The sequence below is a fragment of the Rossellomorea marisflavi genome, from assembly GCF_001274775.1.
GTDB classification, from domain to species: domain Bacteria; phylum Bacillota; class Bacilli; order Bacillales; family Bacillaceae_B; genus Rossellomorea; species Rossellomorea marisflavi.
On sequence record NZ_LGUE01000001.1, the window covers coordinates 1,006,553 to 1,030,725 of the forward strand.

Annotated in this window: 26 protein-coding genes; 6 read left to right on the forward strand and 20 right to left on the reverse strand. The window is 45.9% G+C overall.

Features of this window, described 5'->3' with window-relative positions; translation table 11 throughout:
- Positions 1–97: 97 nt before the first annotated feature.
- The 4 genes from AF331_RS05095 to AF331_RS05110 all read right to left on the reverse strand — a co-directional run bounded on the left by AF331_RS05095 (position 98) and on the right by AF331_RS05110 (position 3,594).
- Positions 98–670: a glycerol-3-phosphate responsive antiterminator gene (locus tag AF331_RS05095; protein WP_053427058.1), complete on the reverse strand. Its 573-nt coding sequence runs from the start codon at positions 668–670 to the stop codon at positions 98–100.
- A gap of 140 nt (positions 671–810) precedes the next feature.
- Positions 811–1,206, reverse strand: a complete 396-nt coding sequence (locus AF331_RS05100; protein WP_053427059.1) for a DUF805 domain-containing protein — start codon at positions 1,204–1,206, stop codon at positions 811–813.
- 172 nt (positions 1,207–1,378) lie between these two features.
- Positions 1,379–2,614, reverse strand: a complete 1,236-nt coding sequence (locus AF331_RS05105; protein ID WP_053427060.1) for an aminopeptidase — start codon at positions 2,612–2,614, stop codon at positions 1,379–1,381.
- Between the two features lie 17 nt (positions 2,615–2,631).
- On the reverse strand, positions 2,632–3,594 hold the full coding sequence (locus AF331_RS05110) for a serine hydrolase domain-containing protein (RefSeq protein WP_268786235.1): 963 nt from the start codon (positions 3,592–3,594) through the stop codon (positions 2,632–2,634).
- 198 nt (positions 3,595–3,792) lie between these two features.
- On the opposite strand from AF331_RS05110, the gene AF331_RS05115 reads away from it, so the two are divergent.
- A complete protein-coding gene (locus tag AF331_RS05115; RefSeq protein ID WP_053427062.1) occupies positions 3,793–5,094 on the forward strand; it encodes a D-alanyl-D-alanine carboxypeptidase family protein in 1,302 nt (433 codons plus the stop codon).
- A gap of 159 nt (positions 5,095–5,253) precedes the next feature.
- Positions 5,254–5,655, forward strand: a complete 402-nt coding sequence (locus AF331_RS05120; protein ID WP_053427794.1) for an SET domain-containing protein — start codon at positions 5,254–5,256, stop codon at positions 5,653–5,655.
- Between the two features lie 16 nt (positions 5,656–5,671).
- Here the strand turns inward: AF331_RS05120 and AF331_RS05125 are convergent, their stop codons facing one another.
- The 3 genes from AF331_RS05125 to AF331_RS05135 are packed head-to-tail and all read right to left on the reverse strand — an operon-like array spanning position 5,672 to position 9,300.
- On the reverse strand, positions 5,672–6,523 hold the full coding sequence (locus tag AF331_RS05125; RefSeq protein ID WP_053427063.1) for a hypothetical protein: 852 nt from the start codon (positions 6,521–6,523) through the stop codon (positions 5,672–5,674).
- Complete coding sequence (locus AF331_RS05130) at positions 6,516–7,094, reverse strand: nucleotidyltransferase family protein (protein ID WP_327205385.1); 579 nt, start codon at positions 7,092–7,094, stop codon at positions 6,516–6,518. The genes AF331_RS05125 and AF331_RS05130 overlap by 8 nt, the downstream gene beginning before the upstream one ends.
- A gap of 58 nt (positions 7,095–7,152) precedes the next feature.
- Complete coding sequence (locus tag AF331_RS05135) at positions 7,153–9,300, reverse strand: peptidoglycan D,D-transpeptidase FtsI family protein (protein ID WP_053427065.1); 2,148 nt, start codon at positions 9,298–9,300, stop codon at positions 7,153–7,155.
- A 277-nt stretch (positions 9,301–9,577) separates the two neighbouring features.
- Here AF331_RS05135 and AF331_RS05140 point away from each other — a divergent pair, with 277 nt between their 5' ends.
- Positions 9,578–9,967, forward strand: coding sequence for a sporulation protein (locus AF331_RS05140; RefSeq protein WP_053427066.1), 390 nt, complete (start codon positions 9,578–9,580; stop codon positions 9,965–9,967).
- A gap of 46 nt (positions 9,968–10,013) precedes the next feature.
- Here AF331_RS05140 and AF331_RS05145 read toward each other — a convergent pair whose 3' ends face one another.
- Positions 10,014–10,742, reverse strand: coding sequence for a nucleotidyltransferase domain-containing protein (locus AF331_RS05145; RefSeq protein ID WP_053427067.1), 729 nt, complete (start codon positions 10,740–10,742; stop codon positions 10,014–10,016).
- The gene (locus AF331_RS05150; RefSeq protein ID WP_053427068.1) at positions 10,739–11,377 is read right to left on the reverse strand and encodes a hypothetical protein; all 639 of its coding nucleotides are present in this window, start codon (positions 11,375–11,377) and stop codon (positions 10,739–10,741) included. The genes AF331_RS05145 and AF331_RS05150 overlap by 4 nt, the downstream gene beginning before the upstream one ends.
- A gap of 163 nt (positions 11,378–11,540) precedes the next feature.
- Between AF331_RS05150 and AF331_RS05155 the strand changes: the two genes are divergently transcribed.
- Positions 11,541–11,978, forward strand: coding sequence for a hypothetical protein (locus AF331_RS05155; RefSeq protein WP_053427069.1), 438 nt, complete (start codon positions 11,541–11,543; stop codon positions 11,976–11,978).
- Positions 11,979–12,139: 161 nt separating this feature from the next.
- Here the strand turns inward: AF331_RS05155 and AF331_RS05160 are convergent, their stop codons facing one another.
- The 3 genes from AF331_RS05160 to AF331_RS05170 all read right to left on the reverse strand — a co-directional run bounded on the left by AF331_RS05160 (position 12,140) and on the right by AF331_RS05170 (position 14,663).
- Positions 12,140–12,775 (reverse strand): FMN-dependent NADH-azoreductase, encoded by a 636-nt coding sequence (locus AF331_RS05160; protein ID WP_053427070.1) that lies wholly within the window; start codon positions 12,773–12,775, stop codon positions 12,140–12,142.
- 212 nt (positions 12,776–12,987) lie between these two features.
- Complete coding sequence (locus AF331_RS05165; RefSeq protein WP_327205386.1) at positions 12,988–13,419, reverse strand: DUF1801 domain-containing protein; 432 nt, start codon at positions 13,417–13,419, stop codon at positions 12,988–12,990.
- Between the two features lie 86 nt (positions 13,420–13,505).
- Entirely contained in the window at positions 13,506–14,663 is a 1,158-nt protein-coding gene (locus AF331_RS05170) for an N-acetylmuramoyl-L-alanine amidase family protein (protein WP_053427072.1), read from the reverse strand.
- A gap of 289 nt (positions 14,664–14,952) precedes the next feature.
- Here AF331_RS05170 and AF331_RS05175 point away from each other — a divergent pair, with 289 nt between their 5' ends.
- Positions 14,953–15,339 (forward strand): sporulation protein, encoded by a 387-nt coding sequence (locus AF331_RS05175; protein WP_053427073.1) that lies wholly within the window; start codon positions 14,953–14,955, stop codon positions 15,337–15,339.
- A 307-nt stretch (positions 15,340–15,646) separates the two neighbouring features.
- Here AF331_RS05175 and AF331_RS05180 read toward each other — a convergent pair whose 3' ends face one another.
- The 5 genes from AF331_RS05180 to AF331_RS05200 form a co-directional block, all read right to left on the reverse strand.
- A complete protein-coding gene (locus AF331_RS05180) occupies positions 15,647–16,105 on the reverse strand; it encodes a GNAT family N-acetyltransferase (RefSeq protein ID WP_053427074.1) in 459 nt (152 codons plus the stop codon).
- 15 nt (positions 16,106–16,120) lie between these two features.
- Positions 16,121–17,257, reverse strand: a complete 1,137-nt coding sequence (locus tag AF331_RS05185) for an ABC transporter permease (RefSeq protein WP_160316490.1) — start codon at positions 17,255–17,257, stop codon at positions 16,121–16,123.
- On the reverse strand, positions 17,220–17,954 hold the full coding sequence (locus AF331_RS05190; RefSeq protein ID WP_053427076.1) for an ABC transporter ATP-binding protein: 735 nt from the start codon (positions 17,952–17,954) through the stop codon (positions 17,220–17,222). Before AF331_RS05190 ends, AF331_RS05185 begins: the two co-directional genes overlap by 38 nt.
- Before the next feature lie 45 nt (positions 17,955–17,999).
- Positions 18,000–19,256 (reverse strand): MFS transporter, encoded by a 1,257-nt coding sequence (locus tag AF331_RS05195; RefSeq protein WP_235576317.1) that lies wholly within the window; start codon positions 19,254–19,256, stop codon positions 18,000–18,002.
- Positions 19,257–19,371: 115 nt separating this feature from the next.
- Positions 19,372–19,986, reverse strand: a complete 615-nt coding sequence (locus tag AF331_RS05200; protein WP_048012752.1) for an ArsR/SmtB family transcription factor — start codon at positions 19,984–19,986, stop codon at positions 19,372–19,374.
- Between the two features lie 362 nt (positions 19,987–20,348).
- On the opposite strand from AF331_RS05200, the gene guaC reads away from it, so the two are divergent.
- Positions 20,349–21,332, forward strand: a complete 984-nt coding sequence (gene guaC / locus AF331_RS05205; protein ID WP_048003616.1) for a GMP reductase — start codon at positions 20,349–20,351, stop codon at positions 21,330–21,332.
- A 48-nt stretch (positions 21,333–21,380) separates the two neighbouring features.
- Here guaC and AF331_RS05210 read toward each other — a convergent pair whose 3' ends face one another.
- The 3 genes from AF331_RS05210 to AF331_RS05220 form a co-directional block, all read right to left on the reverse strand.
- Positions 21,381–22,094 (reverse strand): class I SAM-dependent methyltransferase, encoded by a 714-nt coding sequence (locus AF331_RS05210; RefSeq protein ID WP_053427078.1) that lies wholly within the window; start codon positions 22,092–22,094, stop codon positions 21,381–21,383.
- A 282-nt stretch (positions 22,095–22,376) separates the two neighbouring features.
- Entirely contained in the window at positions 22,377–23,165 is a 789-nt protein-coding gene (locus tag AF331_RS05215) for a serine hydrolase (RefSeq protein ID WP_053427079.1), read from the reverse strand.
- Positions 23,162–24,166 carry an ABC transporter ATP-binding protein gene (locus AF331_RS05220; RefSeq protein ID WP_053427080.1) on the reverse strand — a complete coding sequence of 335 codons (1,005 nt, stop codon included), beginning with the start codon at positions 24,164–24,166 and terminating at the stop codon, positions 23,162–23,164. Before AF331_RS05220 ends, AF331_RS05215 begins: the two co-directional genes overlap by 4 nt.
- Positions 24,167–24,173 lie beyond the last annotated feature (7 nt).

The following is a 24,173-nucleotide window of genomic DNA, read 5'->3' on the forward strand; positions in this document are numbered from 1 at the left end:
ATGGTTATAAACGGAAAAAATCTTGTGAGTCTCTTAGGTCTCATTCACTGGTTATTAACTTAATCCCTATATTAAAATAACATGGAAGCGTTGTCAATCAGTTATTAAGATTTTTTCTATCATAATATTTCCAAAGATCGAGATTGGAGGTCGTGATGGCCGTGGCACCGGCTTCAAGGGATGCCTCTACTTCCTCCACGGTATCAATCAAACCACCTGCAAAAATCGGTTTACCCGTCTTTTCGCCTATTTCACGAATAATTTTAGGTACTACCCCGGGAAGCACCTCTATGTAGTCGGGGTCCGTCTTGTGAATGAGTTCAATGCTCCTTTTCATGGCACTGGAATCAATGACGAATATTCGCTGGGTGGCATAAATCCCCCTCTGACGTGCTTTTTTAATCACGCTCCCTTTGGTGGAGATGATCCCGTACGGCTTGATTTCCTGACAGATATATTCTGTAGCATATTCATCACTTGATAAGCCGTGGATCAAATCCAGATGGAGGAACATATTCCGTTTTTCCTTTTTAGCATAGTCAAATACACTTTTGAGCATCCCTACGTGGAGGTCAAGAAAGACTCCGTATTGGAATGACGTTTTGAGCATTTTGTCAAAATCTTTCATCGATCTCACTGCGGGTAAAATACTTTGTCCTTCAAAACTCATTTTGCATCACCGTTTCATTTGTAAATAGGAAAGTGGAGCCTTTCTTTCTTCTCGCATCCACATCGGTAGCTGGAAGAGACGGATGATTCAAGGCTCCTCGATCCTTTCATTGCTTGTGTAGGAAGGGTCTCCCAGTCCTTTTAGATTGCTTCAATCATACTATCGCTATTCTTAGGATTCGACCCCCACTGGTTGTTTCCGTTTTCGCTATCAAGACAGCAGAATACTATTAGAATGATTCCTCCTGCAAAAGGTACGAAGCTGATGAAGTACCACCATCCACTGCGGCCCATATCATGTAATCTCCTCACTGTGACGGCCAGTGATGGAATGAAGATTGCTAAATAATATATACCTGCAAGGAGGATACCAAACACGCCCAACCCCATAGAATCAATGATCAAACTAATCAAAAGCACCGAATAGAATACGAAACCGAATATAATACTAAAAAGAGTAAACATCCAATACTCTTGCCTTCTTGCCCTCCCACTGAAATCAGTGTATTGCTTCAAGCCTTTTAAAAACCAGCTCATGACCCATCGCTCCTAATCATCCTATTAAGTTAGTGAGAACGGTCTACCCTCCTTAAGTATTAAAGTAAACAAAGCGACTGGAAAAATCGCCCTGTTTTTTCAATACCTCAAGGCAGTTTGAACTAAACCTAAATTACCATAATTTTTCATGTTTTAATTCTTTTTCCTTGAATCAGAATGTCCAGTTCCCGTCTTTGAATATCTGTACACTCTCCCCATCCCTGGTTACACCGACGATATCCATCCTCTCGGAACCGATCATGAAATCTTCATGAACGACGCTTTCGTTCAGTCCCCTCGCTTCCTTCTCCTCATCAGAGAGAATGCTGCCATCCTTCATGCAGGTAGGGTAGGAAGAACCGATTGCCAAGTGATTGGATGCATTTTCATCAAAGAGCGTATTGAAGAATAGAATTCCGGAGTTTGAGATCGGTGAATCGTGGGGAACGAGGGCTACTTCGCCAAGGAATGCCGCCCCTTCGTCGACTTCGATCATCTTCTTCAGGATCTCTTCTCCTGTTTGAGCAGTAGCATGAATGATCTTCCCATCTTTGAATGTAAGGTTGAAATCATCGATGACATTGCCGTTGTAGGCAAGGGGTTTTGTTGCACGGACGGTCCCGTTCACCCCGCTTTTGACCGGAACGGTATAGACTTCCTCCGTAGGCATATTGGCGATGAAGTCCTTTCCATCAGGTGTCTTGCTTGCACCAGTCAGCCAAATATGGTCTTCATGCAGATCCACGCTGAGATCTGTGCCTGGTGCAGTATAATGTAATTTCCTTAAATTGAAATCGTTCAGTCTTTCAGCCCTTTTTGTCAGCTCACTGATATGTCTCTTCCACGCTTCAACAGGATCGGATTCATACATCCGTACCGATTGGAAGATATGTTTCCATAAGGCATCGATTGCCTCTGTGCCCGTTAGGTGAGGAAATACCTTCTCTGCCCATTTCTGAGAAGGGATTGCCACAATCGACCATGGAATGTGGTCGTTTTCGATGGCTTCGTAAAACCGGTCCAGTGCATCTCCGCTCGCTTTTTCAAAAGCGGTGATCCTTTCCGCATCAATTCCCTTCAAAAGATCGGGGTCCCCTGAGTCAACCTGCAGGAAAGCACCCTTATGGTCGACTAGCCATTCGTGGGCAGCGGCGAGCCACTCAGGATACTCATAAAAAGTTTCTTCCGGAGCCAGTTCATAGTGGGTCCTCAAGATCGCTTCATCGAACCACTGGACATGCACATTTTTCGAGCCGGCCAAATAGGCTTCTTCCACCACCAAACGGACAAATTCCTCCGTCCCGAGGGGAGCACTGATCCAAAGTGCCTGTCCCCCTTGGATATTCACCCCTACCTTCACTGCAAGGGCCGCATAATTCTTCAGGTTATTGCTTCGCTGCTCATTCATTCCATTCATCCCCTATTTTATGTACAGGCGTCTGCCACCCGATTACTATATTCCTTCAAAAAATGAAGGTAATTTGCGCCTCCGTAATTATACCTTTTGTTATACATTTTGACAGCAACAATTTGATATTTCGGGATCACCAGGATCGTTGGCCCTGTCACCCCGAGAATCTGGTAGGAACCAGCCGGGACAGCATCCCCGATTTCACTTTTCATCCGTGGGATGTCCTGTATATACCAAAAAGCCCCGTTCCGCGGCAAGTCGTACGGAAGTCCAATGGGGGTCTGGATGGTAGTTGCAAGATTGACCACTTCTTCAGGAATGATTTTCCGGTTACCGACCCTCCCTTTACCAAGATGCAGCTGACCCCACCAAGCGAATTCCCTTGCGGAAACAAATAAATTTTTCTTTGAACCATCGCAATCCGCATGCAGACCGTTCAAAGCTTCTTCATCTCTGCTGTTGATAATCTTCACCAATTGGGGAGAATCTTCATTTTCCCAGCCAGTTTCCGTCCAATTAAGCTGGTCGAAGATTCTTTCCTGAAGGAAGGAGCTGATGGTCACACCGTACATTTCCATCACCAGATGCGCCAGTGTATCTACTCCAACATTGTTATAGCTCCAGTTCTCTCCTGGAGTGAAATCCTTATAGAGGCCCTCGCCCCCTTCCCCGATACCATGGGTGTGGGTGAGGAGATGCCTGATCGAGACCCCATTGAACACTGGATTACTTTCTTCCATATAATCGTGCACGGGTCGATCTAATTCAAGCAATCTGTCGTACAGGGCATATGCAATCACCAACGCTATGTAACTCTTCCGTGCAGATGCGATGTTAAAGCGTGATGTTGGATTCACCTTTTGGGCACCTGGTTCAAACGAGTGGTATCCGCCGTAATGCTCGAGAATGGTCTTCCCATCTTTCATAATATAGAGGGCGTGGCCTGAACTATCATTTTTCCGGGCGATATCCTCCACCCAGGGAATCAATGAGGTTTCGAAATTGATTTTTAAATTAGGAATGGTGATTTCCTCCTTTTAGGCAAGACTTCTCTACCCATTCGACATTCTTCCGGCATATCCTTCTGTATCTGTCACAAACTGACTCGTCCCTTCCAATGAAACTATGGTAAAATAACGGGGTTGTAAGTCACTAGACGTTGGAGGTATACAGATATGAATGGACGTAAGACGGCATCTGCCCTCTTGGTATCCATGCTTGCCGTCGCCGGGTTTCAAGGTGAAGCCTTTGCGGCGGGGGAGCCGGAAATCCATGCGGATGCGGCCATTGTGATAGATGGAAACACAGGAAAGATCCTGTATGGTGAAAATGAACATAAAGAGCTGGGAATTGCCAGCATGACCAAAATGATGACGGAGTATCTGGTTCAAGAAGCTGTTAAAGATGGGAAGATCAAATGGGATCAATCCTACAAGATCAGCGACAAAGTCTATCAGCTCGCCAACGCTCCCGGATTGAGCAATGTGCCTCTGAAGCAGGGCGAATCTTATACAGTCAAAGAACTTTATGAAGCCATGGTCATCAAATCTGGAAACGGCGCTGCGATCGCCCTTTCGGAAATCGTCGCCGGTTCAGAAGGTGAGTTCGTCAAGAAGATGAATTCAAAAGCGAAAGAACTCGGGTTGAAGCGTTACCACTTCGTCAATTCTTCCGGTCTCAGCAACGTGGATATGCTTGGCATGTATCCTGAAGGTACTGAACCGGATGATGAAAATGTCGTCTCTGCTGAAGATATGGCCACCCTTGCCTATCGCCTCATTCACGACTACCCTGAAACCCTTGAAACATCGGGTCTTTCATCCAAGAAGTTCCGACCGGGAACCGATGAAGAATTGACGATGAAAAGTACAAATGGGCTGCTGAAAGGGAAATCCTTCTATTATAAAGGAGCAGACGGGTTGAAAACCGGGACGACCCCATTTGCCGGCACCACGTTCACGGCCACAGCCGAACGAAATGGAAACCGCTACATATCCGTCATCCTGGATGCAAAGGATGCGAATGGTCAATCCAGCAGTGCCGAGCGGTTCATTCAATCTGCCGAGCTTCTGGACTACGGATTCAATGAATTCGAGGAAGTGGATTTATCCCTAAAGGATGCAACCTCAGCATCTGGAAACATAAAGGTATACAATGGAAAAGATAGAGAGCTCAGTGTCTCCATAAAAGAACCGATTGCACTCACCCTTCCAAAAGAACAAAAAGAAAAGACCGAAGTGGAATTGGTCCTGGATCCGGATAAAGTAACTGATGACGGTAAGCTGATCGCTCCGATTGAAAAAGGAGAAAAGGTCGGTGTCCTCAAGGTGAAAAATCCTCCTGAAGAGGAGTATATCCCGGACGGTGAACCTGCTTCTTACTCAGTGGACGTAACGGCTGAAGAAACGGTTGAAAAAGCGAGCTGGGTTGTGCGAAGCGCCCGGGGCATCAAATCCTTCTTTAAAGACCTTTTTTAACGATTGCAATTTACCGGTAAGTCTGTCAGGCTAAAGGGAGAGGTTTTCTGATCGTTCCCAATAGGGCACAGTGATGAAAAACCTTTATGCCTTTTCTAATCGTGCATGAGCCGGTCGGCCTGACAGATCTAGAAGAGAATTTTGAAAGCAGGTGTCAGGATGATTGAAGTGAAAATGTCTCCCGTCAGTGACGGGGAACTTAGAAGAGGTGTCTTTGCTAAACAGGATATCCCAAAAGGAGAGCTGATTCATGAGGCTCCCGTGATTCCATACCCAAATGAAGAGCATCACTATATTGAAAAGACCTTCTTGGCGGATTATGTGTTTGAGTATGGCATGAACCATACGGCACTTCTTCTCGGATATGGAATGCTTTTCAACCATTCTTATACCCCAAATACGATCTATGACATCAACTTTGATAATCATACATTCGATTTTTATGCGTATCGGGATATCAAAGCTGGCGAAGAGCTGTTTATCAACTACAATGGTGAAGTCGATAATGACGATCCACTATGGTTTAACGAAAAAGAAAGTGACGACGAAGGGACCTCCTGATGGGTCCCTTCTTTTCTTATCTGTATATGACCGGCGCTCCCCAGGAGCCTATCACCTGCTCCACCGTAAGAAGCTGCCAGGGATTGAACATCGTCTGTCCGTGCTTATTGAAAACAAATTCCTTATTCAACGAATAGCACCCATGGATGATCATCCCTTCAGAATCCCTCCACACCAGGACCTCCTTTCCGGTTATATCCCCGACCTCCTCCCTCCCGGCCATCAGATGATCGAGTTCCTCTGCCTGCATCCAATGATAGGGATCGGACGAAGCGTCGACGGCGAATGCGACTGCAGCCAGGCAGTTGGCGCCGTTCCTGTCGGGAAAAACATCAAGATACGGAATAAGATGCGGATATTCCCGCTGCATGAATGTTTTAAAAGATGAAGGAGCCCCTTTCCATGATGGTTGTTCATCTACCCACATTCGGCTGTAGGCTCTTAGAAAGCCTTCCTTTTGATGCTCCTCAAGTGAACGCCAAAAAGCGATTGTAAAGAGTACGAGTTTCTTTCCGGCTCCTTTATATAATGGCGGTACATGTTCACCAAACCATTCTTCCGTTTCTTCGTGATCAAATACTAAGCCCCTCCCGAGTTGCCATTGAATTTCGGCGATTCTCTGTCTGGCTTCATATGATAGCTCCTCAAATTCGCCTGGATGCATTTTTTTTACAAATACCCCTTCAGGAAGAGCCCACGTCAAATACGATGTTCTGATATCCAGTGAAAGATTGCTTTTCACTAACACGTCCATCTCTCCATAAGGAAAGTATTCATCGTTCGTGAAGAAAAACCAATCCACTTCCGGCAGGATCCGTGCTTTCCATTGTTCAATGGTGTTCGAGGATAGAGCGTACCCTTCAGTCATAAAGCACTCCCCCTCTGGAAAAGACCTTCACCATCGGCCATTTTTTGTTCCATCCTTTTTCCTGTATTCTCTTCTCATAAACCGTGTATCCAGGTGGCATTTCTTTAAAATGCGGGGTCGGACGCACTTCCAAGTTGACAAGATCCTTGATTCCCCAAGGAGCAAGCAATTGGAGAGCCTGTGAATCATTCATTCGGACTGCTACACTCGTGGCTGTCTCAGGGAATTTCGAGATGGCATCGGCCGTGGAAGCATATGGCTCATCCCCATTCACCTCATGCATCCTTGCCTGATTCTTCACCGACCAAGGAGCATGGGGAACAGACTTCAGAAGCTGAAGTTCGATCTTTTTTTCCGTCTCTTCGTCGGTGTCACTAGTGTCATAATACACCACATCGATGTCATTCATTGGTTCCCGTCCCCGACCATGGAGATGATTCCACACTTTGTTTCGAACAAAACCTGCGCATACCCAGCAATCGGGGAGGCCTAATTCGGCTGTGACTTGGAGTATATTCATCATCCATGGATCATTTTTAATTATTTCGGTAATTTCCGACTCTGTCTTCATTTCAATCTCCCGTCTATGAGAAAACAGGCACTCCCCTCAGTAGGGACTGCCTGTCTGGTCATTCATCTGTCTCTATAACTTCTTTATCTGTTGATTCGCTGTAATAACCCTTTTTCTCGTATTCCTTTTTCAACTCAAAGTATTTATCCATTGCTCGTTTAGCGATGGTTTTGTTGACATAAGGGTCCTTATCCTGATGAGATGCAGGGAGTACTACTGCAAACGACACTTCAGGATGTGAATACGGGGCGTACCCTACCAGAGTGGTGTTATAGGTTTCCAGGTTTTTTCCGCGTTCAGGGGCATAGTAGAATGCTTCAGCTGTACCTGACTTTGCGGCGGCATCGTAAGGAGCGTTGGCAAAGTTATTAGCCGTTCCATTCGCACCATGGGCCACCCGGTAGAATCCTTGTTGGACGGAATGAATCTCTTCTTCAGAAGCATCAAGCCTATTTAGCACTTTAGACTCATGTTCATATAACAAGGATCCTACTTTTTCACTCTCATAGTTCGGCTCTCTGATTTCCTTCATGATATGAGGCTGCATGCGGTATCCTCCATTGGCGATGGTGGATACATATTGAGCCAATTGCATTGGGGTATACGTATCGTATTGCCCAATGGCGAAGTCCATAAGGTTACCCGGCTTATATTCGGAACCCTGGAGCCCATCTGCTTCACCTGGAAGATCAATTTCCGTTTTGACTCCAAGACCAAACTGTTTAAAATGATTACGGAATGTATCAAAGGTTTCTCTTTTGATGTTCATCGGTTGATCTTTTTGATATGTTACGCCGGCTACTTTAAACGCCGTTTTCCACATGTAAGCATTTGAGGACCATTCAAGTGCCTGCTTATCCGTCATGTACATGGCCCCTCTGCTTTGGTTGAACCATGAGCGTTTGACCGGAGTATCTTTTATCTGGATGGCTTCATCCAAAAGGGATTCGCCGATGGCCAGACTGTCTGTCATATACCCAGTCAAAACGGTGGCCCCTTTCACAGCCGACCCCACTCCGTACTCCGAAGTAAACGTCCCAAGTGCATCATCCTGTAGTTCCACATTTCCGTCTTTATCATGACCATATTTCTTCCCGACCATGGAAAGGATCTCACCCGTATAAGGATTCATCATAATCAGATAGGCACGATCAAGATACGGTGACTCCCAGCGCTTGGCAGCCTGCTTGCTTAACTCTTCTTCTACGATTGTTTCCAATTCTTTTTGAAGCTTCAGATCAATGGTAAGGTAGACGTCCTTTCCGCTATGCCCTTCTTTAATCATCTGAGAGTCAATGACGCTTCCGTTTTTGGTGATGTGTTCAATCTCCTCTTTTTTTCCTTTCAAGAGACTCTCATATTCTGATTCGAAATAGCTGGTTCCTACCCGGTCGTTCATGGCGTACCCTTTGGATTTGAAGTCATCTACCAGTTCTGTAGGGATTCCTTGTTCCGTCGTTGATACCTTACCTAAGATTGATCGCAATGTACTGTCCTGGACATACTTCCTCTCCCAGTCCGTAGTAACATTCACCCCTGGAAGACTTGACAGGTTTTCGCTTACCCTGGCCATCTCTTCATCACTGACGTTTTTATTTTTGACAATCTTCGGCGTCAGGGCATATCCGGTATTGAACTGGCGGAAGATAGCGAGTACTTTCAATTCCTCATTTGTAAAAGCCTTCAGTTCATCTTTAGGGATTCTATCTAGTTGCATTTCATACGCTTTTTTGTTTCGTTCATCCTCGTCCATCTCTTCATTGGCTTCCAATTTAGCCAATTCATCCTTCGTGACGAGCTCAGCGGCTTTTTCCTTATTTCGGAGTAGCCAGTAATCCTGTTTGTCACGAGGGTTAATGCTCTCGATCACTTTTTCGTCGATATCAATCAGTTTGGAGAGGTTTTCAGCTACTTCCAGCATTTCTTTAGATTTTGTCGACTGAGTGCTCGTATACGTAATGGCATTCATGGGGACGTTATCGACAATCACATTCCGGTAGCGGTCATAGATCTTGCCTCGGGGTGGATTGCCGTTATCCGACTTGACGTTTTCCGTTCTCGATACTTCCGCTTCATATTGACTTCCTTTGACAATTTGGACGACACCTAGTCGGAGAATGAGCATGGAGAACAGAAAAAACACGGAAACGAACAGCAGATTCATCCGGACCGTCGTCTGATTTTTTTTCGCTTTCTTTTCCTTCATTCGATAACCCCTTTGTACGTTATATTCACTACCTGCGCGTCCGGCAGATAAGACTTCTTCCGCTTCCTATTGTATAGAAAGTCACCCTATTAATCTACCTCTATTTTACAACTATTCCATTATATTTTATATTTTCATGAGGTTAGTGAGCTTAATCGAAAAATGTCGAAAATCTAGTGTAGACATCGTTGATTTCTTTCTTTACAATATAGCTTTGTTAGAGGATAATTCTGCCCATGATCAGATAAATATTATAAAGAAAGCGAGGGTGAGAATGATGTTTGCAAAGTTGATGTGTAAGATGGGGATCGGTGCTGCGAAGATCGATCTTGTATTGCATCGTTCTGCCTATTGTCCAGGAGAACTTATTAAAGGGGAATACGAACTGATCGGCGGTAAAGTCGACCAGAAGCTGAAAAGGATCGAGACCGATCTGCTTCAATACAATGAAAAGACCGAGTGTTCATCCATCCTTCACCAGAATACGATCCTGAGCTCTTCCATTATGAAAGCAGGAGAGCAACGAAAAATTCAATTTGCCTGCCGACTGGCAGATACATTCCCTCCAAGTAAAGAGGGCATCTCGTATAAATTTGTTACTCGTCTCATTTTTGAAGAAGGCATGCATCGAAAAGATCATGACAGCTTCCAAATCATACCTGATTAAAAACCAAGGGTGTTCCGGTTCAACCGGAACACCCTTTTTAGTATAGTCAGGAGAATGGCCCGACTAAGGGTTTCCCGATTGAGAATCCCTCGAACAAGCGGCCACCGAACGGACTGAGAGCTTGATTCACCAGAGTGATCACCCCTCTTTTCTCCCCATGTTTGTAATAGGAATCGAATGCATCGACAAAACGTAGTGCATACTCAGGGTCAAACTCCTTCAGTGCCCTCACAATCCATTTTGAACTGCCGATCCAACAACCACTGGTCCTCAGGACAAATTCATGTAGTAGTTCTGCCAGATGGCCGGCAATGAACAATCCTTCTCCCCGGTCGGTACATCCGTTGAAATCATCGAGGGCATCGGTTAGAAAATACCGCTTCCTATCAATGGTATCTTCATCCCAGCGTTCTGGTCCGGCACTGAGAAGCCTGTTTGCGGTAGCCTTTAATGAGTCGAGGGTTTGATTGCCTGTTAGAGGCAGCCCTTCTGAGATCATCCGCGGGAGCGATGGCCTGCCGCGGAGACAATCATCTCTGAAGAAGTCCAGTATCCCCGTCGGGGTGTGGACAAATAGTTCAACCGGCCACCCCTGCCACATCAGGCTTTCCCTGTATGAAGAGGAGAGTTCGTTGATCACGACGACGATATCCAAATCAGAAGTGGCCGTGTCCTGTCCTCTCACCACACTTCCACTTAATACGGCTGCCTCACATGAAGGGAACCGGATACGGATCAATTCTTTAGCAGACTCTAGGGCACGCTCGATGGTCATCGTTGCACCTCCGGGTGAGGAAGTACATACGCTACCGTCCCCTCAATTCCTTTATCCTCCAGCAGCTGAACGACAGTTCTCATGTCACGCTCTTCCGTGAGTACTACGTAATTCGGCTGGAAGATCCCCCGTTTCAATAGGAGGCTGACCTTATAACTATTGTTCAATCGTTCGTCCAACCCATATAATTCGTGCCACTTCACGATCTTCTCCACTTTATAGCCCTTCACCTTATTCCACGAGAAGAATCTGCCATTTAAAATGACGCCATCATTCAACAGATAGATGTTACCCTGATGCCGGATCATGACAAGGAAGGTAAAGAAGATATAACCAAAATTAATGAATGAACCATGCAAAAAATCCATTCCGAATACCAGGATGAATAGAATGCTCATCAGCAGGATGAGGGCAGGCGTTCCCCAGTGGAGGATCCGATAGGATTTAGAGCGTTTATCAAGTGGGATCATGGGCTCCCACCTGTCAGGGACGATAATATTATCTAATTTCGTTTGTGCTGAAGGATAATAGGCTTCGTCTGAACGTTCAACCGCTTTTTTTATATTCAGGCGATAAGAAATCATATAAATGATACAAAAAAGATAGATGATGCTGAAACCGATGCTGATCCACATGTTGACTCCCCCAATTTATGTATGGTTTCTTCTATATACGATATAGCGGGTGGAAAAGTTTCACTTGGGGGTATCATCCATTTTTTAAAACTGAATCATGTGCACAGACGCATTCAGTGGACATGCATATACTGTACTAGATAACAAGACAGGAGGTGAATATATGGGAATTTTTCTTGATGCGCGTACTTCACAGAATGCGAGCACGTATGGACAGATTTCAACACCGATCCTTGTAGGTCAAAATAGTCTTTTCGGAGTTGTGGGTCTGGACGTGACGAAAGCAACCGTTGGACAGATCAGGGTTCAATTCGAAGGAACGATGGCTGTTCAGCTGCCTTTGCTCCCAATTGCGACGAACGTTGATATCACCATCATCCGTGGTACACAACAATCTGGTTTAATTACAGTGTATACAGCCAGGCAAGTTTTGGATTTATCCATTGTAGGTCCACAATTGATCACATTCGCTGGCGCTGACTTCAATCCTGGAATCCCTGCGAGTGGTCCACTGGTTTACTCCGCCTATGTCAGTGCCACAGCATTGGGTACTGTCAGGGTAGGTCCTGAAAGTTTCACGGCATTGGCTACCGCCGGCTAATCCGTGACTGGACAAGCAAGACCAGCATAGATCATGCATTACCCACCTTCCTCCCTAGATAAACGAACGGAACGGAGTGCTTCCTTCGCTGCAGAGGGAGTACTCCATAAAAAAACCGCCAGACTGGGTATCCAGGCTGGCGGTCTTTTTTGTTTCAACTATTAGAATGTTTTCGCAAGGTCTTTTGCACGGGCAATTCCGTTTTCTTTGATTTCTTGCGCTTTTTCAGGCATAGCGTTGTGTCCTTCGATGAAGAGACCTTCGAAGCTAGGCACACCGTAGAACTGCATGATGAGTTCAAGGTAGCGATGTCCCATTTCCATTGCTGCTGCAGGACCTTCAGAGTAGATACCGCCGCGCGCTTGGATGTGCAGGGCTTTTTTGTCTGTTAGGAGTCCAACAGGGCCGTGCTCGGTGTATTTGAATGATTTGCCCGCAACAGAGACAGAATCAATGTACGCTTTCATAACTGGAGGGAAAGAGAAGTTCCAGAATGGTGTAACGAAAACATATTTGTCGGCTGCAACGAACTGATCAGATAGTTCGTTCAGGCGTGCTACTTTTGCTTGCTCTTCAGCAGACAATGCGTTGAACTCGCTTCCGCTTTGAAGTTTGCCCCATCCGCTGAATACATCTGCATCGATGTGAGGGATGTTTTCTTTGTAAAGGTCGATATGAACAACCTCATCTGATGGATTGGCTTCTTTGTAAGAATCGATGAATGCTTTACCTGCTGCCATACTGAATGAAGCAGACTCATCATGTGGATGTGCAGTGATGTACAATACTTTTGACATGTGTGTATTCGTTCCTTTCTTTTCTTGGGAGTTAATACCTCGTATATCTTGAACTGAGATATTCTTAATTCGAGATTAATCATATAAGATATTCGTTCCGATTGCAAGCCATAAGTTTGCGAAGGGATGGAATATGGTTGAAATCTCTAACACAAGAATTCATTTTACCAGCGAAGCAAAAAAGAAAAATCAGTCTTTTGACTGACTCTTCTTCACTCGTTTGAAGGATATTTGGTTTGAAGTTGATGGATTGATAACCGGATCAGTTCTTTCAGAATGTCCGTGTCTACGTCACTTAACCGATTGATATACACACAGCCCTTTCCGCTTGTGTGTTTGCCAAGTTTCGATAAGAGTTTGTCTTTATCAGTTCCCGTACAGCCCAGATAGATAGAAATCTTGGATTTGCGCGGTGAAAATCCTGCCAGTGCCGCATCTCCTTCATGCCCGCTTGCATACGTATAGTGGTAGGATCCAAATCCAATGATGCTTTTCCCCCACAGCTTCCCTTCGAAACCTGATGCTTCAGTAAAGAGATCCAGCAGTTTGAAGGCATCCTCCCTTCGTTTCTCAGGCACGGATATTTCCATGTATTCCATCACGTCGTCATCCATTTCCTTCGTTTTCAATACGTACAATATCATCCCTCCCTATCTTGTTTATACGACATTTTCTGTATCTGTACCTTCCTATACACAAAAAAACCCGGAATATATCCGGGCTTTCCTGATCAATAAGGACGGAACTGACCAAATTCACCTGTTATATACGCACGTTTTCCATTGTAGATGACTTCCCAGTAGCCGGTAGGACTATTCCTCCCTTTAACCGAGCCAGCAACCCGTATGGTCTGGCCTCGATTGATGGTACCGAGATTGACGGATGCAAGTCGATCCGGTCGGTCTTGGATGATGGCAGCATTCGCCACCCCGATGATGGTGATTTCTCCGATGGCTTTAATCGACGGTGATGATGGGGGCTGAGGTGAACTGGTACCAGGACCGACGACTTTCACAAACTGAGGGGACGCCGTCACATAGTAGGTGTTTCCTTTGGAATTCTTCACTTCATACATCTGGGCACCTTCTACGTTCAGCTTCGCTGTAATAGTAGGAAAGCCAAACCCGAATGCAAGTTTTCCTGCCACGAACGCTTGGTCGAAGGTCGGTTTAGAATAAAAATTCAATTGATCCGCACCTCGGTAGATCGATTCAACACGTTTTCCAATCTCACTACCATTTACAGGCTTTTGGGTTGGGGATGGAGCTGGGGCAGGAGCAGGCGCGCTTCCCCCTACATAAGGCACACCGAAATACTCACAGATTCCCTGTGCCTCTTCGCGTGCCCTTTCCTGTTGGAAGGTCTGATTGATCATTAGTAAGGATTCCTTGCGGTTATCCATGAACCCATTCTCAATCAAGATGGCAGCATTCTTGAACTCGCGGGTGATATGAAGATTTTGTTCGATGATTCCCCTGAACTTCTGACGGGGGTTTTGACGGATATATTTTGCCACCGTTTCTGCGAATTGTCTTCCAACTGCATCTCCCGGGTAAATATGGATGGAATGTCCTTCAGGATCATTGCCGCCGGGGTCGAAGCGGTCTTTCAAAGCATTGAAATGATTGGAAACAAGCGCGTCCGCATTCAGGAAATTGGCGAGATCCGTCCTTTCTTTTAATGGGGTATCCACATCTGTAGGGGCAGTCAAAACCGTTCTGAAACCACATCTCTCCAGCTCGATCTTGAGATAATTCGTCACAGCAGCATTGAATTCATTTTCACGGATCTGTCTTCCAAGGGATTCGATATAAGGGGTCCTTTTCCCCGCAGTTTCCATTCCATGCCCGTCATCAAGTGCAATTAAAAAGTCACTGGCCTTAGCCATAATCATCACTCCTTTTACGTTACTATATGAAAAGCTCGTCCTTTTGGGAACGGCTTACATCCATTCACCGTAACATTTGACAGAATAGATATTTCTCCTTATGATAATCTCAACTGAATCCCATAAAGGGGAGTAGCTTATACGATGAGGTCGTCATTACGGGGTGAAGACCCCCGGCTTCATCGGCAACATTGTTGTTAGCGAGACCTTTACCGGAAGTATGTGGCTAAATGTGGCATCTCTTCGTGGTAAAGGTCTTTTACGTTCAATAGATAAAAGGAGGATCCCTATGTTACTGCGAAAATACATGTCCTTAAACGGTGTCGGCTCAGCAATGATTGATTTGACCCTTCCAAAAGATCATTACCGAAAAGGTGAAAAACTATCAGGGAAATTCCATATCAACGGGGGGATCGTGGACCAGCTCCTGACAAAAATCGAATGTCAGCTTGTCATGATCTATGAGAACGGTAAGAAAGAAGAGATTATCGATACGAGGATCGTGGCGATCACTCATGCTCTTGAGACTGAAGAGAAGGATATGTATTCATTCGTTTACCAGATTCCAGATGATCTGCCGGGTGAACACGCAGGAGCAAGGTACCTATTCAGGACAAAGCTCAAGTTCGAGGAAGGACAAGATAGCGTGGATGAGGATTACGTCACGATTCAATAACAATAGAAAAGAAGCTGGGACAAGAGTGTTTTAGTCATAGTAAAACCCGAACGATCTTGTCTGAGAAAGTTCGGGTTTTTGATTTGTTTCATGACCATTACTATTTACTTGTTCCTAGCGGTTGATTGGAGTGCAAGACGAAGACTCCGGCGGGAAGAATGGCTCCCCGCAGGCGTGCCGAGGAGGCTCACGGGCTACCCGCGGAAAGCGAAGTCTTGCACGGAAATCATGAGCGGTATTAAGAAGCCATGCTGATATTGGTCGTCATGACCTTTTTTGTTTTGTCTCAATCTCTTAAATAAGACTATTATAGCTGTTTAGACATAATAATATTGGTCGGCTCAAACCCTGTGCCTGTATAAAGTCCGATGGCTGTCTTGTTATGACCGAACACGTGAAGTGTAATTTTCTCCATCCCCATATCCCGGCTGAGCTCTTCCAATGCCTGAAGCGTCTGTTTTCCATATCCCATGCCCCGCTTGCTTTCGAGCATCTCAATATCAAATATGTAATTTTCCTTCATTTCGTTATTGGCATGAAACCATAATACCCCAACGTTTTCCCCCTCGTCCATGACGGTGAACAGATGGTGATCCTGTGTATCCTTCCCTTGTGGCAGAAGCTTCTGAAATTCTCTCTCAGACTCTTCAATTGCCGTTTCTTCCTTGAAATTACCGGCTTTTACTTTCTCCGCGGCGTAAGAAGCGACGCTTCTATTCCTCCATACTTCAAACTCATGATCACTCATTTTCTTCAGTTCAACCATGTAGATTCCTCCTAGTTAAAAATAAACCGACCAGATTGTCGAGATTATCGTGATTGTCCCTGTCCAGATAAGGACGGGCGTTCCGAGCCACTTACCAAATCTGTTGGCAGCAGCGTACTCCGCCTCTTGATCAAATGGCGCCACTTCAAAGAACCGGTTGCCCATGAGCTTCTTGAAAATGGTATGGAGCCAGAAGGTCATGAAAATGAGGATACCCCCAAACAGCAACCACTTCAATAAAAGGGGAAGGAACAGAATTCCGGCTGTGGTGATGGAAATCATCTGTATATATGTCCGAAAGAAAGTTCCATTACGTAAAAATGCCTTTAAACATAGTTCCAGGATTCCATTTTCAGCTGTCCGTTCCCGGAACAAACGACTGGAGCTCCTGAACAAGATCAATGGCCTGCCACGTTTCCCTCCTTTTTCTTTTTCTATTTGAGAGGAAAGGCTATACACCAGGTTTACATACTGATTTCTTTCCGATTGCTCGGTCTCCACTTCACTTAGGAAATCCCCTGTACTTTTCACCCCTTGAACGAAGTAACCCATGACCGTCGACAGCAGGACCAACAATGCCACGAACCCGTATATCGGTGAATCCGCATCCGTTGAGACCAGTACAAAGACTGCTACCATCAATAGCATCAGGGCTCCCCTTGACCATTTTCCCGCTATGTATTTCTTCATGAGCAGCACTGACCATTTTAGTAAGACGAATAGAATGAAGATCACGGCTATAGTCAAGGGACGTTCATTATAAATGTTCAGGAATATGGGAAGTGAGAGGGCGATAGGTAAAATGAGTGACATCAGGATCTGTCCCAGGGTGACCATTAAGCCCAGTCTTTTAAGTCCAATGACTTGCTTCTTCTTTTCTATCAGGAACAATAGATCCGGCTCTAGGACATAGGTGCGAATGTTTCCCCCGAGTGTCATGAAGCCCAACATAGACAGAAGGATCCAGACCGGGATACCAGAAGCCCAATAGGATTCCGTTTCAGTCCACCAATCCCGATAGAAAAAAGGCGCCATGAATGCAAGCGGAACTACAAGGTAGAGGGCGATCGTCCAGTCGATGACCGAGCGGATCACCTTCCATTTCTGCCGCCACTCATCCTTGAATCGATGCCGAAAAATGGGCCAGACCACCATTCTCCTCCCCCTCTGTCAACGCATCGAAGCAATCGAATAGCGAGCCTGCTGGGAGTCCGCTCTTTCTCCGGATGGCCTTCAGGTCCCCCTCGACGATCATTTTCCCTTCTGCTACCAGTACAAAGCGGTCGCAGATCCGCTCGGCAGTGTCAAGGATATGGGTCGACATCAGGACGCCCGCTCCCCTTCTACGCTCAGTTTCCAAAAGGGCGAGGAGTTTCTTCACGGCAGTCGGATCAAGCCCCATGAACGGCTCATCAATGATATAAAGATCCGGCTCTTTCAGAAACGCCAGGATCAGCATCATTTTTTGTTGCATCCCTTTTGAGAACTGATCAGGATAATGATGAAGGACATGGGTCAATCGGAAGTAGCTGACCAGGCTAGTCACTTTTTCTTCAAAGGCTGTCGGTTCTCCTCCAATGGTCGTGTACAGAAAGTCGATATGTTCCCTCATCGTCAGCCGTTCATAAAAAATCGGACGTTCCGGTATATACGCATAGGGAGAAATCTCGACCGTTCCCTTCACATGCTTCATAAGACCAAGGATGGTTTTGATTGTTGTGCTTTTCCCCGCACCGTTGGGCCCGATCAGCCCCACAAGCTCACCCTTCCCGACCGCAAATGAAATGTCTTGCAGAATCAGATCATCCCGGCCATACCCTGCTTCTTGAATGGTTGTGTTCAATATCATATTCATGCCTCCATAGACTGACTATCCCTTCTTATTCTACCATTATCATCCAATGTTTGTGGAGTGGGAATTTTCAGGTAAATGGAGATCCTCGGCAGACAACTCATGTGAACTTGGAAGCCTGCGGAGCTTCGAGACACTTAACCAGAAGATCGAAATGAAGACGATGGCGCCTGCTGCCGACATGAAGATGATGCCGCTTCCCCACCTGTCGGCCATACTCCCCCCAAAAAGGGAGCCAAGGGGCATGGCCACAGCACTCATGGACGCGACAACCGAAAATACCCTTCCCATCAGATGCGGTGGCAAGATGGACTGGATGGCAGCCCCCGTAATGACATTCGTTGCACCGATGGGTAGCCAGGCCAGGCCAAACAATATAGCCCCGATTATGGAAATACCCGAAAGACCAGACAAGATCCAGCTGGCCCCGCCTAGTAAATACAATATAATGGTTAACCGGCCAAGCGGAAACCTGAAGAGAACGGGAGCGAATAGTGCACCAGTCAGAAGACCAAGTGAAATGGCTCCAAGATACCATCCATACCAGGATGCTCCTGCTGATTCACCCGTGTATACAGGCAGGATGGCATATGTAGCACCGATGGCCCCATTTGCAATCACGGACGCGACCAGGAAGATGGCCATATACGAGCGAAAAACAATCATCATCCCTTCTGTAAGCTCATGCTTATACAGAATGGTCGATTCTTTCAACGTCCTTTTCGTGGTATTTTTTTTCGCCGGGAAGCGAAGGGCGCTGTATACTAATGCGGCTGCTAAGAACACAGCAGAATCCATCATGAAGAGGGTTATGGCACCGATCAATGGGAGAAGGATTCCGGTAAGGGCATTGAAGATCATGTCGACTCCCTGATAGGCGAACGTAAACAGAGCGTTCCCTTTTACAAGCTGTTCTTTTTTGATGATCCGTGGCAAGACGGCTGTTTGGGCGGGATACGTAAACTGATTCATCATGGATACTATCGGCATGATCGTCAAGATCACGGCCACATTCAAATAACCTATGAAATGGGCAACCGGAATCATCAGGATCAATCCAGCCTGAAGTAGCTGTACGATGGTCAGCAGCTTTTTTGTACTGAAACGATCGACCAGTGGACCAATCAAGAACTGCAGCACCGTCGGCAGCATGGTGAGGAAACCGGCCAAGCCCGTATAAAAGGCACTCCCTCCCAGTTCGTACACAAGCCACATGGCGGCAACATAGTAGATGCTGTCCCCCATATTCGATAGGATCCTGCCTGTAAACATGAAGCTGAAGTTTCGATTTCTAAACAAATGCTCTTTCATCCCGTTCACCATCTCCTGACAGTAAGTTTTTTTTGACCGTCAAAGTAAAAAAAATATACTCAGTTAAAATTATTTTACCGTTGTACTAAAAGAAAAGACCTTCTCACTGGTCTTTGTCTTTTACTCTTTCAAAAACAGGCTCTTCTACCCGGAAACCGTAGTTGGATACAAAATATCTCTTTTTGCTCGACGCCTCTTCTGCTTCCGCGCGGCGATCAAGTTCTTCCATCAGTTTGAATTGTTCCTTGATGTACCACTTGAAGGTATCTTCCGAAGCTTGTATTTCCCAGGATGACGCCATCATATTCCACTCAGAAGGATCTTCACTCGAATCAACATCTTCAAGTGCTTCAGATGGTGCAGATAATAGCTTCGATGTCGTCTGTTCCATCATTTCAAGCATGAGATATTGTTTCATATCGCTGATTTCCTTTGTGTGTGGGAAAAGACTTGAATGGGGATAGAAACCTGTTGCCACAGACTGATAGAACTTTTGAATAATGCCATTTTTCTCTTCGGTTTTCACGATTTCTGCAAGACCAAGTTTTTCAAGCTCTTTCAGGTGATAATGAATCCGTGCTCGTGAAAGCTCGAAGATTTCGGACAGCTGCTGACCCGTATACGGCCGTTCAATCAGTTTGAACATCAGCCTGACCCGAAACGGATCGCTGAGCGCTTTAAGCTGATCAAGGTCTTTGATGATATAGATTCCTGCCATACTGTACACCTCTTTTTACTCGGTAAAAATAATTTAACGGTTATTCCTACTCTAATCCATTAGCGATCGATTTGCAATGGGAGAATGAAAATCGATTGAACATTCTTTCATCTGGATATACTGGTTGGTAAAAGAAAGAAGGTGTCCTGATGGTCCACGAATGTTCTTGCCCAAACTGTCTTTGTGAAACAATAAAAGAATGCGACTGCCCCTGCTGCTGCGAAAAATAGTAATCGATTACAATCACGTCATCTTAAATTGATAAAAAACTTTGACAACGGTCAAGAAATCATGTACATTACCAATGGACGAACATTTCATTTTCGTCCGACGATAATTATTCGTGTTTAGGAGTGTTCATGATGGAAAACGTGTTCGACTATGAAGATATTCAATTGATTCCAGCCAAATGCATTGTTAACAGCCGTTCAGAATGTGATACAGCCATCACATTGGGTGGACATACATTTAAACTTCCTGTGGTTCCTGCCAATATGCAGACCATCATCGATGAGAAGATTGCTATGTACCTTGCAGAACATAACTATTTCTATATTATGCACCGTTTCGAACCTGGGAAAAGAATCAGCTTCATCGAGGACATGCACGCTCGCGGACTGATTGCTTCCATCAGCGTTGGCGTGAAAGAAGAAGAATATAGTTTTGTGGAGGAACTGGCCTCTAAAGGGTTGGTACCTGAATACATCACGATCGATATTGCACATGGCCATTCAAATGCCGTGATCAGCATGATCCAACATATTAAAAAACTCCTGCCTGAGAGCTTTGTTATTGCTGGAAACGTGGGGACACCAGAGGCGGTAAGAGAACTTGAACACGCTGGAGCCGATGCGACCAAGGTTGGGATCGGTCCGGGCAAAGTTTGCATCACAAAGATCAAAACCGGTTTTGGAACCGGTGGCTGGCAGCTTGCGGCACTAAGATGGTGCGCAAAAGCTGCAACCAAGCCGATTATCGCTGACGGCGGGATCAGGACCCATGGAGATATCGCCAAAAGCATCCGATTCGGTGCCAGCATGGTCATGATCGGGTCGTTATTCGCAGGGCATGAAGAATCTCCTGGTGAGACGACCGAAATTGATGGAAAGCGCGTCAAAGAATACTTCGGCTCTGCATCTGAATTCCAAAAAGGTGAAAAGAAAAACGTGGAAGGGAAGAAAATGTTCGTTGAGCATAAAGGCTCCCTCCAGGATACACTGACGGAAATGGAACAGGATCTTCAATCCTCGATCTCCTATGCAGGCGGAACGAAGCTCGATGCCATCCGGACCGTCGATTATGTAGTTGTGAAAAATTCGATCTTCAATGGCGACAAAGTTTATTGATAGACTAAAAGAGTTGGGCGATGGACGCCCAACTCTTTTACTTTTTGTTCAGGACCGGAGCAGATCATGCTTGAATAATGCTGCCCATAGTCCATCGGATTCAAATACATCCGGATCGCCGTCCCCGACCATTTTCCGTATTTCAACTGAGGTGAAACATTCAAAAATCCGAATGAGCTTTTCCTCAGTATATCCCATCCCGCCATGGAGCGACCCCGTTTGGTAGATCTCCCAATCTGATAGGGTGGCACCCCCGTATTCTCCGTCCTCACAAAAACAGGCGAGACCATAATATCCATCTTGCTTCAACGCATTCAGGATCACTTCTCTGTACCGGGGTCTTCTGTGTGGAGCAATATGGTGAAAGCACCCCGAGTCGTACACTAGATCATATGCATCCTTTTCAATCTGATGTTCAAGGAGGTCTGCCTGGAAGAAGCGGATCGTAGCACCCGCTTCTTCTGCGCGTTCCCCTGCCCACTTTAGGGAAGTCGAAGAAAGGTCCATTGCATCGACTTCCCATCCATTACTGGCGAGATAAATGGCATTCCTTCCGGCACCACAGCCAATATCCAGTGCTTTGCCCGTTTTCAATCGACCGCTGTTCACATACGACACAAGGTTCTCATCGGGTCTACTTGTAAAAATAGGGATTTTCCGTTCGCGATTTTCATAAAATCCTTCCCAGAAAGGCTTGGGATCCCTTAACCATGAATCCAGCATCTTCATTACATCGTTTTCATCTACTATCCATTCTCTCATCGTATATCCCCCCTCCTATTATTGTACAGGAAGGAAAGAATAGGCATGTTACACCCGTATGAAACAATGATGTTTTTCACAGGGAAAGGGTTGGACCCAGGAACTCTAAAACGAGCCGTATGCCCCTCTTCTTTACCTTGATCGGCCGGCAGGATAGGCTGTAGGATAAGGGTAGCCTACCATCTTCCTCCAAGGTTGTAGGTCTTTCTGCGCCTTTCTGGGAGGAGCCCCATGTCTGTCTGAATGTTTTATATGACAATTATGACAAAACGATTACAGGTATTAAACGGTTAAATAATCATATACAAGCTTTCCGATTCTCGAGATCGCCCTCCTACCATCCTCTGGAGCCTGCAGCCCATCAATCAGAACAGCCACATAAGCAATCTTTCCTGAAGTTGACTCCAAGATTGCACAATCATGTTCAACGCCAGGTAGTTCCCCGGTTTTATTGAAGACTTTTACATCTCCCCCTACCAATGCAGGAAGTTTATCACGAAATTGCTGGCGTGAGAGCATCGTAAGCATTTTTCTCTTGGATGCCTCCTTAAAGGGACCTTCGTTGATCCCTTTAAGACAGCTGACCACGTCCATGGATGACGTCCAATTGTCCTGTCCCATTTCCAACGATCGGAAGTCCATCATCTTACGGTTCAAGAACGTCCGCTTTAGATTCCACGTCAGGCAGAATCTGTTGATTGAATCCTTTCCAATCAGCTCGATCAGCCGGTTGGTGGCTGTGTTGTCTGAGACGGTGATCATGAGCTTCAACAAATCTTCAATGGACAGTGTGATTCCATCATGTAATCCATTCAAGACCCCTGCGCCTTCCACATGATCTTCATGACGCAGGACCACCATGGCATCACCATTGAGGCTGCCTGTCTGAATCTGTTCAAATGCAGTCATCATGATCGGCAGCTTGATCAGGCTGGCAGATGATTTGCGCCGGTTCTCTTCCCAAGACAGGGACTCGTCATGTGAGAGGATCGTGAAACTTACACTTCCGGGACATTCGTGTACGACCTTCATCAGATCCTCTCTCAAACCTTCCAGCCCTGCTGTTTTCATTTGGTTACGGCCACTTCGTCATGATCTTTGATTATGGTTTCATCGTAAAGGTGACACGCTACAAAATGACTCGATTCCACTTCCTTCCAGGATGGTTTTTTCTCTGCACAAACATCCATTGCGTGAGGGCAGCGCGTCCTGAATACGCATCCACTCGGGGGATCGATGGGGCTAGGGATCTCACCCTTCAGGATGATCCGCTCCCTCCTGTCTTCCACGTCGGGATCCGGAATCGGGATGGCAGATAGTAGCGCCTGTGTATATGGGTGCAGAGGCTTTTTGTAAAGTTCCTTACTCTCAGTCAGCTCGACGATCGAACCCAAATACATGACGCCGATCCGATTGCTGATATGCTTCACCATGGATAAGTCATGGGCAATGAACAAGAAGGTAATGCCTTTTTCCTTTTGGAGTTTCCTAAGGAGGTTGACGATTTGGGCTTGTACGGATACGTCAAGTGCCGATATCGGTTCATCTGCGATGATGAACTCAGGATCGAGAGCAAGAGCGCGTGCAATCCCGATCCGCTGACGCTGTCCGCCGCTGAATTCATGGGGATATCGGTTAGCATGATCCCGGTTCAATCCGACGTCTTCCAGCAACTGATAGACCTTTTCCAGCTGTTCCTTCTTATCCTTATAAAGCTGATGGGACTCCATGGGCTCCGCTATGATTTCTTTCACAGTGGATCTGGGATTGAGAGAAGCATAGGGATCCTGGAATATCATCTGGATCTTACGGTGAAATGCATGTTGCTCTTTTGCGCTTAGTGCGTGGAGATTCCGACCCGCATAGTCCACTTCCCCGTCCGTACATTCATAGAGCCCGATGATCGTTCGTCCAGTCGTCGATTTTCCGCATCCGGATTCTCCTACAAGCCCGAATGTTTCGCCACGATATATATCAAAGGATATGTCGTCCACCGCTTTCAGTAGCTTCCCTTTATCCAGTCGGAAATGTTTTTTGAGCCGTTTCACTTGAAGTAGCTTTTCATTGGTCATCCTTACC

Coding starts and splice junctions, on each gene's coding strand:
- AF331_RS05095 (WP_053427058.1), bottom strand. CDS start 670: ATGAGTTTTGAAGGACAAAGTATTTTACCCGCAGTGAGATCGATGAAA.
- AF331_RS05100 (WP_053427059.1), bottom strand. CDS start 1,206: ATGAGCTGGTTTTTAAAAGGCTTGAAGCAATACACTGATTTCAGTGGG.
- AF331_RS05105 (WP_053427060.1), bottom strand. CDS start 2,614: ATGAATGAGCAGCGAAGCAATAACCTGAAGAATTATGCGGCCCTTGCA.
- AF331_RS05115 (WP_053427062.1), top strand. CDS start 3,793: ATGAATGGACGTAAGACGGCATCTGCCCTCTTGGTATCCATGCTTGCC.
- AF331_RS05120 (WP_053427794.1), top strand. CDS start 5,254: ATGATTGAAGTGAAAATGTCTCCCGTCAGTGACGGGGAACTTAGAAGA.
- AF331_RS05125 (WP_053427063.1), bottom strand. CDS start 6,523: ATGACTGAAGGGTACGCTCTATCCTCGAACACCATTGAACAATGGAAA.
- AF331_RS05130 (WP_327205385.1), bottom strand. CDS start 7,094: ATGAAGACAGAGTCGGAAATTACCGAAATAATTAAAAATGATCCATGG.
- AF331_RS05135 (WP_053427065.1), bottom strand. CDS start 9,300: ATGAAGGAAAAGAAAGCGAAAAAAAATCAGACGACGGTCCGGATGAAT.
- AF331_RS05140 (WP_053427066.1), top strand. CDS start 9,578: ATGTTTGCAAAGTTGATGTGTAAGATGGGGATCGGTGCTGCGAAGATC.
- AF331_RS05145 (WP_053427067.1), bottom strand. CDS start 10,742: ATGACCATCGAGCGTGCCCTAGAGTCTGCTAAAGAATTGATCCGTATC.
- AF331_RS05150 (WP_053427068.1), bottom strand. CDS start 11,377: ATGTGGATCAGCATCGGTTTCAGCATCATCTATCTTTTTTGTATCATT.
- AF331_RS05155 (WP_053427069.1), top strand. CDS start 11,541: ATGGGAATTTTTCTTGATGCGCGTACTTCACAGAATGCGAGCACGTAT.
- AF331_RS05160 (WP_053427070.1), bottom strand. CDS start 12,775: ATGTCAAAAGTATTGTACATCACTGCACATCCACATGATGAGTCTGCT.
- AF331_RS05165 (WP_327205386.1), bottom strand. CDS start 13,419: ATGATATTGTACGTATTGAAAACGAAGGAAATGGATGACGACGTGATG.
- AF331_RS05170 (WP_053427072.1), bottom strand. CDS start 14,663: ATGGCTAAGGCCAGTGACTTTTTAATTGCACTTGATGACGGGCATGGA.
- AF331_RS05175 (WP_053427073.1), top strand. CDS start 14,953: ATGTTACTGCGAAAATACATGTCCTTAAACGGTGTCGGCTCAGCAATG.
- AF331_RS05180 (WP_053427074.1), bottom strand. CDS start 16,105: ATGGTTGAACTGAAGAAAATGAGTGATCATGAGTTTGAAGTATGGAGG.
- AF331_RS05190 (WP_053427076.1), bottom strand. CDS start 17,954: ATGATATTGAACACAACCATTCAAGAAGCAGGGTATGGCCGGGATGAT.
- AF331_RS05200 (WP_048012752.1), bottom strand. CDS start 19,986: ATGGCAGGAATCTATATCATCAAAGACCTTGATCAGCTTAAAGCGCTC.
- guaC (WP_048003616.1), top strand. CDS start 20,349: ATGGAAAACGTGTTCGACTATGAAGATATTCAATTGATTCCAGCCAAA.
- AF331_RS05210 (WP_053427078.1), bottom strand. CDS start 22,094: ATGAGAGAATGGATAGTAGATGAAAACGATGTAATGAAGATGCTGGAT.
- AF331_RS05215 (WP_053427079.1), bottom strand. CDS start 23,165: ATGAAAACAGCAGGGCTGGAAGGTTTGAGAGAGGATCTGATGAAGGTC.
- AF331_RS05220 (WP_053427080.1), bottom strand. CDS start 24,166: ATGACCAATGAAAAGCTACTTCAAGTGAAACGGCTCAAAAAACATTTC.